Genomic DNA, 13,702 nt, shown 5'->3' with positions numbered 1-13,702 from the left:
TCAGTGGCACCGCGATAAACAGCACGCCAGCCAGCCCCAGCTGTTCGACCCAGGCCGTTCGCCCCTTGCGCAGCAGCGCATGCACCACGCTCAAGGCCCAGGCGATAAAAAACGCATTCACTTCTTGATCGGCGCGCCCGGCCAGGTCCGCCGGCAACAGGCGATTGGCCAAAAAGAACACCGCCACCGCCGCTGTCAGCCCGGCCATGCTGGCGATGTTCAGCACCTCCACCACGCGCAATTCGAACGGCATCACGCCGCTTTTGGCATGTTTGAGCTGCGCTTGCCGAGCCAGATCACCAGCCCGGTGCCGATCATCGCGGTACTCGCCAGACCGCAGATGAAGTACAGCCAACGCAGGATCGGACCGGCGAAATGACCGATGTGCAAACCGTAGAAACCACTGGCGATCGTCATCGGCAGCGGCTTGTCGGGCGTGGCGCCGAGCATCTGCCGGTGACGCCGTTGAAGGTCAGGTTGCTGGCGTACTCATAGGCGATCCGGTCGGAACTCGCGCGCGACAGCTGCACCGTGGCATTGGCGTCGCCGGGGTTGATGACGTTGACCCGCGCCGTATGCCCCCCCGCCCACTGCTCGCTTGCCCGTACCAAAAAGGGTGCCAGCGGTGGCAGCAAACTCGCTTGAGCGCACGTTGCGGGGTTGGCGTTTCGGGAAACAACTCTTGGTAAAACGCCTCGCGATCAGTGCCGTAGGACGCCAGAATGCTGGCCGGCATGACCATCGCCATGAAAATCACCAGGCTGCTGTAAGTGATCATCAGATGAAACGGCAGCACCAGCACGCCGACCGCATTATGCCCGTCGAGCCATGAACGCTGGCCTTTGCGCGGGCGAAAGGTGAAGAAGTCCTTGAAGATTTTCTTGTGGGTGATGATGCCGGTGATCAGCGCAATGAACATTACCATCGCGGCCGTCGTCGCCAGCCAGCGGCCCCACGGATAAGGCATTTGCAGCTGGAAATGGAAGCGATAAAAGAACTCGCCGCCCCGGCTGTCCCGGGCGTGTATTTCTGCACCGGTCTGCGCATCGAGTGTTTTTTGCGTGAAGCTTCCGCGCTTGCCGGCTTCGGCCGGTGTGTCTTGCCAGCGCACAGTCAACGCAGGATCACGGGCATTCGGCAAATCAATCAACCAACGCGAAGCAGCCGGCGCGTGCTGCTGCAGATAGCCTTGCGCCAGGCTCAGGCTGTTCGCTGAATCGATGGCGTGCACGGGAATTTCCGGCTGCATCCAGTGGCTGATTTCATCCTTGAAATAGGCCAGCGTTCCGGTCAGGAAAATCGCAAACAGCAGCCAGCCAAACACCAGTCCCGTCCAGGTATGCAGCCAGGCCATCGACTGACGAAAGCCCTCCTTCATGCGTAGCCCAAGCCCCGCGCGGCGCCGGATACCGTCGCCAGAATCACGCTGGGCACCAGCAGACCGACCCACGCCGACCACGCCGTGCGACAGGCGAAACACCAGAGCACCGCGACCAGATAAACCAGAAAGGAAATGGTCATGCCGGTCACCACCGCTTCGGCACGACTTAACGGTAGCCACAGCGTCAGGGCGACACTGGCCAGCGCCGCAACCAGATAGCCGCCGAACACCGCCGCCAGCACCCGCGAGGTGATGGCCAGACGATAGGACATGGGAAGTGAGGCGAGTTTGCCTTTCATGTTTCGACCCTGAAACGAAAAAACGTCCAGCCGATAAAGCCGAACCAACAGGCGAGCAATATTAATGATAAATATTCTCATACGCAAAAGCATCTGATTGCCGGGCAGCGCTGCACACCCCTACAATGCGAACAGTTCTTGTTCTCTAACGCATCGATCATGCGCCCGGAGTAATACCCTTGTCGTCCGCTCATCCCGTCGAATCGCTCTACCACGACCACCACAGCTGGCTCACCGGCTGGTTGCGGCGCAGACTCGGCTGCCCGGACAGCGCTGCGGATCTGGCCCAGGACACCTTCATTCGTGTGCTCAGCGCTCGTGAACAACCGGTGATCATCGAGCGCGCGCCTTCCTGACCACCCTCGCCAAACGTGTGCTGTTCAATCATTACCGTCGCCAGGATCTGGAACGCGCCTACCTCGAGACCCTGGCGCAGATGCCGGAAATGCTTGCGCCGTCGGAAGAAGACAAAGCGATCATCCTGCAAACCTGATCGAGCTGGACCAGTTGCTCGATGGCTTGCCGCGCTTGGTCAAACGCGCCTTTTTGCTGGCGCAGGTCGATGACCTGACTTATCCGCAAATCGCCGCCGAGCTGGGCATCTCCCTAGCTACGGTCAAACGTCACTTGCAAAAAGCCGCCCTGCGCTGCTATTTCGCCCTATGAACCGCGTCCCGGATTTCTCTGCGCAAGTGGCCGAACAGGCCGTGCACTGGCTGATGGAAATGCAGCAGGGGACGCTCTCCCCGCGCCAGCAACAAGCCTGGCAGCAATGGCTGGACGCCCACAGCGAACACCGTCGCGCGTGGGAGCACATGCAGCGGGTCAACCAGCGCTTGCGCGGTGTATCTTCGCCATTGGCCCATGCCGCGTTGAACGGGCCGAAGTCCTCCAGCCGCCGTCAGGCGCTCAAATTGCTCCTGCTTCTCGGTGCCGGTTCCGCCGTCACCTGGGGCATGCGCGAGCACAATCCGCTGCCGACGCTGCTCGCCGATTACCGCAGTCCGCTGGGTCAGCGTCGCAAGGTGGCGCTGGGCACGGGCCAGCCAGTTGCAGCTCAATACCGCCAGTGCAGCGGACGTGGACAGCACGCAACGACTGATTCGTCTGCTGGAGGCGAGATCCTCCTGAGCACCACGCAAGCGTTCGAAGTGCGTACGGCACAAGGCACTCTGCACACCCGGGCGGCACGCCTCAACGTGCGGCAGTTCGCCGATCGCACGCAGGTGGCAGTGTTTGAGGGTCAAGTGGAGTTGAATGCCCAAGGGCGTGCGCCGATGTTATTGCCCATCGCCCGTCAGCTGAGCTTCAGCGCCACCTCGATCAGCGAAGCCAGGCCACTGGACGCCAACAGCGGCGCCTGGGCGGACGGCATGTTGATCGCCGCGCACATGCGCCTGGGCGACTTCCTTGAAGAGCTCGGGCGCTACCGTCGCGGCCAGTTGCATTGCGATGCGAAAGTGGCCGATCTGCTGATCTCCGGGACTTATCCACTGGACGACAGCGAGCGGATTCTGGATCTGCTGCAAATCAGTCTGCCGGTGAAAGTACGGCGGTTTACCCGCTATTGGGTCAGCGTCGAGGCTCGGGTTTAGCAGCAAGATCAAAAGATCGCAGCCTGCGGCAGCTCCTACATTGGCTCGGTGTACATCCTGAAGGAGCTGCCGAAGACTGCGATCTTTTGCTCTCGAAAAATAAATGAGCCGTTTTTCAGATCTGGCGTGACAGAGAAGAAAGCCCCTTTGATTCAACCTTCTCAGGATCAACCTTCATGCACCCCACCCGCCTCACGCCACTGGCCCGCCGCCTGCGCAACCTCGTACTGGGCGCCAGCCTGAGCTTCAGCGCTCTGCCAGCCATGGCCACCGAAACCAAGGTTTACCACATCGCTCCGGCGTCGCTGGAAAACGCCCTCAACCAGTTTGGTCGTGAGGCCGGCGTGCTGATTTCCTTCGGTTCGCAAATCACCCGCGGCGTGCAAAGTCGTGGCCTGGAAGGCAGCTACACCGCCGCCCAAGGTCTCGATGCATTGCTCGAGGGCACCGGCCTGCAAGCCCGCGCCGAAGGTAACAACGCGTTCAGCCTGCAACCGGTCGGCGACACCGCGCTGGAGCTGGACGCCTCGAAAGTCGTCGGTGACTGGCTCGGTGACGCGGCGCAGGTCAACGTGTTCGAGCATCCGGGCGCCCGCGACGTGATCCGCCGTGAAGACTTCGAACGCCAAGGCGCGACCCAGGCGCGCGATGTGCTCAACCGCATCCCCGGGGTCAACGCGCCGGAAAACAACGGCACCGGCAGCCACGACATGGCGCTGAACTTTGGCATTCGCGGTCTTAACCCGCGCCTGGCTGCACGTTCGACGGTACTGATGGACGGCATTCCCGTGCCGTTCGCCCCTTATGGCCAGCCACAGTTGTCGTTTGCGCCGATCAGCATGGGCAACATGGACGCGGTGGATGTGGTGCGTGGCGGCGGCGCGGTACGTTACGGCCCGCAAAACGTCGGCGGTGTGGTCAACTTCGTCACCCGTGCCATCCCCGATGAGCCGACGGTCAAGGGTGGGTTCCAGACAGAAACCAGTCCGTCATCGAGCCATGACGGCTTCAAGACCAGCGCCAATCTGCTGGCCGGCGGCACCAATGCCAACGGTCTGGGCGGCGCGTTGCTGTATTCTGGCACTCGCGGTGGCGACTGGCGTGAACACAGCGACAGCGAGATCGACGACCTGATTCTCAAGGGCAAATACCAGCTCGATGAGGTCAACAGCTTCAACGCCATGGCCCAATATTACGAAGGCAAGGCCGACATGCCCGGTGGCCTGAGCGTCGCCGATTACGACGCCGATCCGTACCAGTCGACGCGCCTGAAAGACCAGTTCTGGGGTCGCCGCACAATGTTCAACTTTGGCTATCGCTATCAGGAGGATCGCCGCGAATTCACCGCCAACACGTTCTTCACCAAGACTTTGCGCAGCGGCTATCTGGATCAGGGCAGCTTCCTTTCGCTGTCGCCACGCGAGTATTGGGTGCGCGGTTTCGAAACCCGTTTCGCCCAAGGCTTCGACCTCGGCCCGACCAGCCACGAAGTCGGCGTCGGTTATCGCTACATCAACGAGGCCGGCCACGAGTTGCGCTATCGCACGCCGATCAGCAGCAACCAATACCCGACCACCAACAGCCGCAACGACCGCGACACCCGCGGTGGCACCGAAGCCAATGCACTCTTCGTCGACGATCGCATCGACATCGGCAAATGGACCATCACCCCGGGCATGCGCTACGAGATGATCGAGTCGCAGCAGACCAACAATCTGACCAACGTCAAATATCAAGGCGACTACAACACCGCGCTGCCGGCACTGAACGTGCTGTATCACCTGACCGACAGCTGGAATCTGTACGCCAACACCGAAGGCTCGTTCGGCAGCGTGCAGTACAGCCAGATGCCTAACCGCGTGAGCAGCGGCGAAGTGAAACCGGAGAAGGCTCGCACCTGGGAACTCGGCACCCGTTACGACAACGGTGCATTGCGCGCGGAGATCGGCGCATTTCTGATCAACTTCGACAACCAGTACGAAAGCAACCAGACCAATGATTCAGTGATCGCCCGTGGCGAGACCCGTCATCAGGGCATCGAGACCAGCGTCAATTACGCACTGGATGACTTGAGCCCGGCACTGGCCGGTTTCGATGTATACGCCACTTATGCCTATGTCGACGCGACCATCCGCGAAGACGGGCCGAACAAGGGCAACCGCGTACCGTTCTCTTCGAAACACAAAGGCACGATTGGCGTCGGTTACACCGAAGGGTCGTGGAAGCTCAACTTTGACAGTAGCTTCCAGAGCGACCAGTTCGCCGACAACGCCAACACCTCCAAGGAAAGTGCTGACGGCAGCACCGGCAAAATCCCCGGCTACATGCTGTTCAGCAGCCGCGCCGGTTACGACTTCGGCCCGCAACTGTCGGATCTGAACGTGGCAGTGGGGGTGAAGAACATCTTCAACACGCAGTACTTCACCCGCTCGTTTGACGACAACAACAAGGGCAAGTACGTGGGTGAACCGCGCACGGTGTATGTACAAACGTCTGTAGCTTTCTAAAAGAACTGTGGCGAGGGAGCAAGCTCCGTCGCCACACTGTTCAGCAACACAAACAAAAACGGGCCTGCTTGCGCAGGCCCGTTCTCATGGGGTGGCTTGAAAAATCAGCGCATCAACTGTTGATCGCTGCCTGCTCATTCTCCAGAAACTCTTCTTCCAGCAGTGCGTCATTCGCCTTGCTGAATGGCACGATGGCGGCGCGGGGCTTGCCTCGCAGTTTGCCAAACAGGTGCTCCAGCGCGTGTTCCAGTTTTTCGGCTGCACCGTCGATCGCCTGTTCCAGCGAATCGGCTTTATGGGTGACGGAAATCGGTTGATGGCCTTTTGGCCGCGCTTCCAGTTGGCAGCGCAAGTCATGGGGACCTGGTTTGTCGCCGTTCTCGTCGCTCAGGTGGACTTCGACACGGGTCAGGTCTTCTTCATAACGGTCGAGCGTGCTCTCAATGGTTGTACGTACCCACTCCTCCAGTCGTTTACTGCTTTGAATATGGTTATCGCTGTTGACTTGGATTTGCATAGTTCATCCCTTATTTCAGCTAGCTCGCCAGAGGCCTTGAATTGAATTTCCTGACCTCCTGGTTACAACAATCGGCCCGACCGGCGAACATTTCAACCCCTGAAAAAAGATAAATATTCATTCGCAAAAAAAGCCGGACAACCGAGCAAGTCACTGGTAAGGTCGGGAGTTGGGTTGCCTGGCAACCCTGCAAAATCTGCTCACAATTGCCCGTCATTCAGCGGGTGCAAACTGCGGAAAATCCCCGCCTCCTCCACCAGCCAGTCATGCACGGCGCGCACGCCCGGATGGCTCAAGGCCCCCGGCGCATACAGCAGCACGTAGCGTTTGTGGTTGGGCACCGACAGGCCGAACGGCACGATCAACGTTCCGCGCTCCAGCTCATCGTTGAGCAACGTGCGCCGGGCAATCGCCACGCCCATGCCGGCGATCGCCGCTTCGATGGTCAGGTGATTGCGATTGAACGTGTGCCCACGCCGTACGTCGGCGCCTTCAAAACCAATCGCGTTCAGATAAAACTCCCATTCCGCATATTCATAACTGCCGCGCCAGGCGGTGATGTCGTGCAACAACGGAAAATGCACCAGATCCGCCGGCCCGTGCAGCGGAGGGCGTCCGCGCAGCAAACTCGGCGCACACACCGGGAAAATCTGCTCATCGAGCAAGGCTGTGGATAACAGCCCCGGGTAGCTGCCGTCGTTCAGATCGATTGCCAGATCAAAGTCGCCCTCGTGCAACGGCACGCTGCTGTCCTCGGCCACCAGCCGTAACTGGATGTCCGGATAGCGCTGTTGCAGGCGCGGCAAACGCGGGGTCAGCCATTTGCTGAGGAACGACGGAATCGAACGCACCCGCAGAATCCCGCTGATCATCCCCGCATCCAGACGACGCAATTCAGCATCGATGCTGCCGTAGGCCTCATTGACGGTGATGGCCAGCCGCTGGCCTTCCGCACTCAACTCGACCCCCCGCGCCCGGCGATGGAACAGGCGAAAACCAAGACGCTCTTCCAACTGACGAATCTGCTGGCTGACCGCCCCCGGAGTGATGTGCAGCTCTTCCGCGCAACGGTGTGAACGACAGGTGCCGCGCGGCACAGGAAAACACCTGCAGCCAGACATAGGTCTGGGCGTGCAATTGACGACTCATCGTTTAGTCCTGCTAAAGGCTTTCTTAGGAAGTTTCGTTGGTCACGTAGGACCGAGGTGGGCAGTATCGCCGACATTGCGCTTGTCCTACAAAAAATGGCAGCGATTCCTACTCCATTGCTTGTAAGGGTTTAGCATGGCTATCAGTGTTTTCGATCTATTCAAAGTCGGCATCGGTCCGTCCAGTTCCCACACCGTCGGCCCGATGCGCGCCGCCGCGACCTTCGCCCAGGCGCTGATCGAGCAGCACTTGCTCAACGATGTGCGTCGGGTGGAAATCCGTTTGTACGGCTCGCTGTCGGCCACCGGCGTCGGCCACGCCACCGACCGCGCCACGGTCATGGGCCTGATGGGCGAATGGCCGGACAGCATTGATCCCTCGACCATCGACCCACGCATCCAGCAACTGCGCGAAAGTGGTCTGCTGTCTCTGGCCGGTCACAGAGAAATTTCCTTCAACTGGCAGCACGATCTCCTGCTGCTGGACGAAAGCCTGCCCTACCACCCCAACGCCATGTCGCTGACAGCCTTTGGCGAAAGCGTCGAGCTGTTTACGCAAACGTACTACTCGATTGGCGGCGGTTTCATCATCGAAGCGGCGCAAGCCGAGTCCGGTGTGGCGCCGGCCGGCGACGTGGTGTTGCCGTACGATTTTTCCAGCGCCGCCGAACTGCTCAGCCTGTGCAAGCAGCACAACTTGCGCGTGTCGGAGCTGATGATGGCCAACGAACGGGCCTGGCGCAGCGACGCTGAAATCCGTAACGGCCTGCTGCACATCTGGTCGGTGATGCGCGAGTGTGTCGAACAGGGCCTGCGCCACGAAGGCATCCTGCCCGGTGGGCTGAACGTGCCGCGCCGCGCGGCGAAATTGCACCGCAGCCTGCTGGAAATCGGCAAGCCGAATGTCATCAGTTCGACGCTGTCGGCGATGGAGTGGGTCAACCTTTTCGCCCTCGCCGTTAACGAAGAGAACGCTGCCGGCGGGCGCATGGTGACCGCGCCGACCAATGGCGCGGCCGGGATCATTCCGGCGGTGCTGCACTACTACATGAAATTCAACCCGGACGCGTCTGACGATGACGTGGTCGCGTTCTTCATGGGCGCCGCTGCTGTCGGCATTCTGTGCAAGAAAAATGCCTCGATCTCCGGCGCTGAAGTCGGCTGCCAGGGCGAGGTCGGTTCGGCCTGCGCCATGGCCGCGGCGGGCCTCGCTGAAGTGCTGGGTGCGACTCCGGAACAACTGGAAAACGCCGCCGAAATCGGCCTGGAACACAACCTCGGCCTGACCTGCGACCCGGTCGGCGGCCTGGTACAGGTGCCGTGCATCGAACGCAATGCCATTGCCGCGGTGAAAGCGATCAATGCCACACAAATGGCCCTGCGCGGCGACGGCAAACACTTCATTTCCCTCGACCGGGTGATCCGCACCATGCGCGACACCGGCGCCGACATGCACGACAAATACAAAGAGACTTCACGGGGCGGCCTGGCCGTGAGCTGGGTGGAGTGCTGACGCGCATTCCCTGACCGCCCCGGCAGGCCGCAACTTGCGGCCTGCCAACCGTGAGCCCGAGCAAAAATAATAACGAGGCAAAAACGATGACCGATGTACGTACACCTGCTGCCGAAAATCCCGCTGTAGATCGCACACGCAACACCGAAACCGCTCACAAGGGCTGGAGCAAATCCGACACCACCTGGATGCTCGGTCTGTACGGCACCGCGATTGGTGCCGGCACATTGTTCTTGCCGATCAATGCCGGCGTTGGCGGTTTCTGGCCGTTGCTGATTCTGGCGCTGCTGGCCTTCCCGATGACCTTCTTCGCTCACCGAGGCCTGACCCGCTTCGTGCTGTCCGGGCGTTCCGGCGACATCACCGAAGTCGTCGAAGAACACTTCGGTAACGGCGCCGGCAAGCTGATTACCCTGCTGTATTTCTTTGCGATTTTTCCGATCCTGCTGGTGTACAGCGTGGCGCTGACCAACACCCTGAGCAGTTTTCTCGAACACCAGTTGCACATCGCCCCGCCACCACGGGCAATCCTGTCGCTGGTGCTGATCCTCGGCCTGATGGCGATCGTGCGCTGCGGCCAGAACGTGATCGTCAAAGCCATGAGCGTGCTGGTTTACCCGTTCGTCGCCGCGCTGCTGTTACTCGGCCTCAGTCTGATTCCGAACTGGAACGGCGCGTTCTTCGCCAGCGCTCAAGAGGCAATGCCGTTATCGACGTTCCTCAAGACCCTGTGGCTGGCGATCCCGGTGATGGTGTTCTCGTTCAACCATTCGCCGATCATCTCCGCCTTCGCGGTCGATCAGAAGCAGCGTTACGGCGCGGAGGCCGAACGCAAGAGCAGCGGCATCCTCGCCATGGCCCACGGCATGATGGTGCTGACGGTAATGTTCTTCTGTTTCAGTTGCGTGCTGGCGCTGTCGCCAGCGGATCTGGCGGCCGCGAAAGCGCAGAACATTTCGATCCTGTCGTACCTGGCCAACCACTTCCAGACCCCGGTCATCGCCTACGCCGCGCCGCTGATTGCGTTGGTGGCGATCACCAAATCCTTCCTCGGCCACTACATCGGCGCCAGCGAAGGCTTTCAGGGCATGATCGTCAAGAGCCTGCGCGGCCGTGGCAAGGTGATGTCGGCGAGCTGGCTGAACCGTGCGACCGCGCTGTTCATGATCCTCAGCTGCTGGGCCGTGGCGACGTTCAACCCGAGCATCCTCGGCATGATCGAAACCCTCGGCGGGCCAGTGATTGCCTGCCTGTTGTTCCTGATGCCGATGTACGCCATCCGCCGTGTGCCAGCCTTGCGCCAGTACTCGGGACAGGCGTCCAACGTGTTCGTGGTGCTGATCGGCCTGATTGCACTGTCGGCGATCATCTACTCGGTTCTGCCCTGAAACGGGCCACAAATGACAAAGGCGAGCCATGGGCTCGCCTTTTTTATGCCGTATCCATTGTCCAACAATTTTCCCGGCACAGCCCTTGCTATGACCTGTGCAGGAGCTGCCGCAGGCTGCGATCTTTTGATCTTTGTGACCGAAATCAAAACACTGAAGATCAAAAGATCGCAGCCTGCGGCAGCTCCTACATAAGCAACAACACAGGCCACGGAATGGCCGATGGTCCGGTATGGCGAACCAACCCGATCACGGCCGGTCAACAACTGCACGTTCAATCAGGCGGTGACGCATCATGGACAACCCTTTTCAGATCATTACCGATGCCTTCGCGCCGGACTATCAGATCAACCTGAGCATTCAGGGGCTGGACGGCAGCATCATGCTGACCCTGTCCAACAGCGGCCGGATCGTGGCCAAACGGATGATCAGCGCCGAACAGCGCAACGACCCGGTACGGCTTAAGCGGCTGGTGCAAAGCATTCAATTCGGCATTGCCATCGAACAGGGCCACAGTGCCATGGCGATCCTCGAAGCGATGACCAGCGGCGACGGGCTGCCCCCGCCACCGCAGCAAAACAACGGCCAGCCTCGGCCATCGATGGGACTTTAAAGCTCGCCCTTCTCGATCTCGGGGTGTTCACCGGAACCGGCGCCGAGTTTGCGTTGCGGTTTTTCGATCTTCACCGACGGGAATTGCGACGAGGCGTAGCGCACCACCAGAATCGAGAACGCCAGCAGCAGAATGCCGCCGCACAGGTAGATGATGCCCATGTCCGGCGGGTTGTGGTGCGAGACGTTGGAGATCAGCAGGCGAGTCAGCGCAGTGATCGCCACGTAGATCAGGGAAGCGCACTGGCATGTGGTTGGTCTTGAAGTAAATCCCGACCATTGCGCCCAGTTCCAGATAGATGAACAGCAACAGAATGTCATCGATCTTGATGTGGCCTTCTTCGAGCATGCCGAGAAACTCCATCACCGCCGCCCACGCGGTCACCGCACCGATGGCGAACAGCGCCAGGTAGTGGAAGGTCTCGACAAACAGGTTGCCCAGGGACTCGGCCAGTTGATGCACGTTTTGCCGCAATTTCTCGGCCCAGTTGATTTTCACGATGATGTTCCTTAGCCCGATGCGAGCGGATGATGCCGGTTGGACGTGACGGTTTTCCGTATGCGCTGTGCGCCATGCAGAAACGAGGCCACGCATCATGGCGAGACGGCATGAAACCTGCGCCGTGGCGTTTGGTCGCACCGTTGAACAGACACCGTCGACAGGAATGATTGTGACGATCCAACTAAAGTTTCTTGATAAGTTCGTTACGCTGAAAAGGCATTAGCTTATAAATGAAATATTATTAACCGGGTCATTCTGTGAACTCGCGCACACTCCCCCCGGTAATTCACCAGTTAGTTATCGAATAAATGACTCGTGTAATTATTTCCAGAGCAGGCCCATCAGCGAAGCTTTAACGGCCGCGGCGATTTTGTTTTGGCAACCGAGTTTCTTCAGGCAATGGTTTATATGGAAGTTTACGGTCCTTTTGCTGATGCCGAGGATCACCGAAACATCGTCCGATGACTTTCCGTCAGCGGTCCATTGCAGAATTTCCTTTTCCCTTTGCGACAGTTCTATCGGTACCGGGATTACCGAATCGGCGCCGCGCATTTGCAGGCGCGTCAGGCCCAGATGGGTGATCTGGGCCAGCCATGAAAGCTCTGCCTGCTTGGTTTCGAGTTCCAGTGCGGTGATCGCTTCGCTGCCCCGGGCAAACGTCACCAGCCCTTGAGTTTCGCTGTTCAGCAGCGTCTGCCCCCAACCTTCGCAGATTCCATGAGCATGCGCTTCCTGCCAGAACTCGGGCGCCTGAGCCTTGAGTTCAGAGTCCCACAGCACCGGTTTCACGCTGCGCATTGCGCGCATCACGTAAGGGTCGATGTCCAGGTAACGATTGGCGGAATAGGCAGCTTGCCAGGCCGGCGAATAGTTATTGGCGAGAAACAGGCAAGGTTTGGTGATGGGGAAGAGCCTGCGTGAACCATAGGCCACATAATCAAACTCCAACTGCCTGGCAACGGTCTTGATATTGTCGAACAACAACTCGACATCCGTTGCAGACATGGCGTTTTCCAACAGTTCAGCCTGCCAATATGACATAGAGATTCCTTTCCCACAGTTATTGCTGTCGGCCTCTTGCCAACATGCCTAGCATATTTCCAAATGTTTCCGCTAGCTGTCAAGGGTGACAGGTAGTCTGCGAGCGCAGTGTGCACTTTAATCGCCACCCAACCAATCACTAAACGGAATCTGTGATGGATTACTTGTCAGGACGTTATGACCAGTTGACGACAGTAAAGCGTCAACGCTTGGCTCAATATCGCTATCAGGTCTTTGTCGAACGCCTCGGCTGGCAATTATCAACACCGGACGATTTCGAGTTTGATCAGTTCGACCACAGCGGCACCCATTACATCGTTGCGCAAGAAGAAGACGGCAACATCAAAGGTTGCGCACGCCTGTTGCCGACCACCCAGCCGTATTTGCTGAGTGAGGTGTTCACCGCGTTGCTCGGTGACCAGCCTGCACCGTGCGGTGATGACATCTGGGAGCTGTCGCGCTTCACCTCACTGGACCTTGATGCCGAGGGCGGCAAAAACGAACAAGTGATGTCCGACGAAAATACCGTCGGCCTGTTCATGGCCACGCTCGAGTACGCCCGAACCTGCGGCGTTTCACATCTGGTGTCGGTGTCCCCGATTGCCATCGGCCGCCTGCTCAAACGCGGCGGCATTGACTACAAATGGCTGGCGCCGCCACAGGTCCTGGACAACCGAACCCTCGGCGCCTGCTACATCACGGTGCAGTAAAACTGCCCGACACGCGATAACAAAAAAACACATCAACTGAAGCTGCCGACACGCGTCGAGCAGCACCTTTCGGTGTGGGTCGATTTCACGCCATGGATAGCAACTGCCTTACAACCAACGTTCAACACAGAGGGATGATCATGATCGACATGCACAGGAAAGTTGCCAAAGACATCGTCCACAAGGGCCACGACGACGATGTGCTGATTTACGACGCTCACCACTTGCTGCCGGCCTGGTTGCCTGCCGCCATCGTGCAACGGGCGAACCTTGATCCGATGGATCTGGAGGTTATCAATCAGGCCTATCGGTTGGACAGCGAGCGACTGGTGCTGCGTTCACTGCCAACCATCATCGACCTGCAGGCGCTCGAACAGGTGGGCCTGTCGGACTGTCTGCCGGAACTGCTGACGAATTACGAAAAGACCACCGACCACCTGATCCTCAGCGGCATCTGGGTGCTGGAAAGCACCGAAGCCAAACTGGCTC

8 protein-coding genes and 6 pseudogenes are annotated in these 13,702 nt (G+C 59.3%); 8 read left to right on the top strand and 6 right to left on the bottom strand.

All coding sequences use genetic code 11. The features are described 5' to 3' along the window. Positions 1-1,378 (bottom strand): annotated as a pseudogene (locus AB1J88_RS00510) (PepSY-associated TM helix domain-containing protein); the annotation flags it as partial. Continuing rightward, positions 1,375-1,680 (bottom strand): DUF3649 domain-containing protein, encoded by a 306-nt coding sequence (locus AB1J88_RS00505; RefSeq protein WP_041073980.1) that lies wholly within the window; start codon positions 1,678-1,680, stop codon positions 1,375-1,377. The pseudogene AB1J88_RS00510 and the gene AB1J88_RS00505, both read right to left, overlap by 4 nt. Before the next feature lie 179 nt (positions 1,681-1,859). Between AB1J88_RS00505 and AB1J88_RS00500 the strand changes: the two are divergent. From AB1J88_RS00500 to fecA, 3 genes and pseudogenes are all read left to right on the top strand, one after another. Further along, positions 1,860-2,346, top strand: a pseudogene (locus tag AB1J88_RS00500) (sigma-70 family RNA polymerase sigma factor). Continuing rightward, positions 2,343-3,275: pseudogene (locus tag AB1J88_RS00495) on the top strand (FecR domain-containing protein). Before AB1J88_RS00500 ends, AB1J88_RS00495 begins: the two co-directional pseudogenes overlap by 4 nt. Before the next feature lie 176 nt (positions 3,276-3,451). Then, positions 3,452-5,782, top strand: coding sequence for a TonB-dependent Fe(3+) dicitrate receptor FecA (gene fecA, locus AB1J88_RS00490; RefSeq protein ID WP_430289948.1), 2,331 nt, complete (start codon positions 3,452-3,454; stop codon positions 5,780-5,782). Positions 5,783-5,894: 112 nt separating this feature from the next. On the opposite strand, the gene AB1J88_RS00485 is transcribed toward fecA, so the two are convergent. Together AB1J88_RS00485 and AB1J88_RS00480 are read right to left on the bottom strand one after the other, a co-directional pair. Next, positions 5,895-6,299 (bottom strand): HPF/RaiA family ribosome-associated protein, encoded by a 405-nt coding sequence (locus tag AB1J88_RS00485; RefSeq protein WP_007968091.1) that lies wholly within the window; start codon positions 6,297-6,299, stop codon positions 5,895-5,897. A gap of 200 nt (positions 6,300-6,499) precedes the next feature. Further along, positions 6,500-7,448, bottom strand: a pseudogene (locus AB1J88_RS00480) (LysR substrate-binding domain-containing protein). A gap of 135 nt (positions 7,449-7,583) precedes the next feature. On the opposite strand from AB1J88_RS00480, the gene AB1J88_RS00475 reads away from it, so the two are divergent. From AB1J88_RS00475 to AB1J88_RS00465, 3 genes are all read left to right on the top strand, one after another. Beyond that, entirely contained in the window at positions 7,584-8,960 is a 1,377-nt protein-coding gene (locus tag AB1J88_RS00475; protein WP_430289947.1) for an L-serine ammonia-lyase, read from the top strand. A gap of 86 nt (positions 8,961-9,046) precedes the next feature. After that, a complete protein-coding gene (locus AB1J88_RS00470) occupies positions 9,047-10,348 on the top strand; it encodes an HAAAP family serine/threonine permease (RefSeq protein WP_430289946.1) in 1,302 nt (433 codons plus the stop codon). Positions 10,349-10,643: 295 nt separating this feature from the next. Then, positions 10,644-10,961 (top strand): DUF3509 domain-containing protein, encoded by a 318-nt coding sequence (locus tag AB1J88_RS00465; protein WP_108181719.1) that lies wholly within the window; start codon positions 10,644-10,646, stop codon positions 10,959-10,961. Here the strand turns inward: AB1J88_RS00465 and AB1J88_RS00460 are convergent. Continuing rightward, positions 10,958-11,459, bottom strand: a pseudogene (locus AB1J88_RS00460) (phosphate-starvation-inducible protein PsiE). The gene AB1J88_RS00465 and the pseudogene AB1J88_RS00460 overlap by 4 nt on opposite strands. Before the next feature lie 324 nt (positions 11,460-11,783). Beyond that, positions 11,784-12,479, bottom strand: a complete 696-nt coding sequence (locus tag AB1J88_RS00455; RefSeq protein WP_430289945.1) for an autoinducer binding domain-containing protein — start codon at positions 12,477-12,479, stop codon at positions 11,784-11,786. A 179-nt stretch (positions 12,480-12,658) separates the two neighbouring features. Between AB1J88_RS00455 and AB1J88_RS00450 the strand changes: the two genes are divergently transcribed. Both AB1J88_RS00450 and AB1J88_RS00445 read left to right on the top strand, forming a co-directional pair. Then, a complete protein-coding gene (locus tag AB1J88_RS00450) occupies positions 12,659-13,213 on the top strand; it encodes an acyl-homoserine-lactone synthase (RefSeq protein WP_041073971.1) in 555 nt (184 codons plus the stop codon). A 140-nt stretch (positions 13,214-13,353) separates the two neighbouring features. Next, positions 13,354-13,702 (top strand): annotated as a pseudogene (locus AB1J88_RS00445) (AfsA-related hotdog domain-containing protein); the annotation flags it as partial.

Source organism: Pseudomonas sp. S8 (assembly GCF_050473925.1).
Classification (GTDB): Bacteria; Pseudomonadota; Gammaproteobacteria; order Pseudomonadales; family Pseudomonadaceae; genus Aquipseudomonas; species Aquipseudomonas parakoreensis.
This window is presented reverse-complemented; position numbering and strand designations above follow the sequence as displayed.

Coding starts and splice junctions, on each gene's coding strand:
- AB1J88_RS00505 (WP_041073980.1), bottom strand. CDS start 1,680: ATGAAAGGCAAACTCGCCTCACTTCCCATGTCCTATCGTCTGGCCATC.
- fecA (WP_430289948.1), top strand. CDS start 3,452: ATGCACCCCACCCGCCTCACGCCACTGGCCCGCCGCCTGCGCAACCTC.
- AB1J88_RS00485 (WP_007968091.1), bottom strand. CDS start 6,299: ATGCAAATCCAAGTCAACAGCGATAACCATATTCAAAGCAGTAAACGA.
- AB1J88_RS00475 (WP_430289947.1), top strand. CDS start 7,584: ATGGCTATCAGTGTTTTCGATCTATTCAAAGTCGGCATCGGTCCGTCC.
- AB1J88_RS00470 (WP_430289946.1), top strand. CDS start 9,047: ATGACCGATGTACGTACACCTGCTGCCGAAAATCCCGCTGTAGATCGC.
- AB1J88_RS00465 (WP_108181719.1), top strand. CDS start 10,644: ATGGACAACCCTTTTCAGATCATTACCGATGCCTTCGCGCCGGACTAT.
- AB1J88_RS00450 (WP_041073971.1), top strand. CDS start 12,659: ATGGATTACTTGTCAGGACGTTATGACCAGTTGACGACAGTAAAGCGT.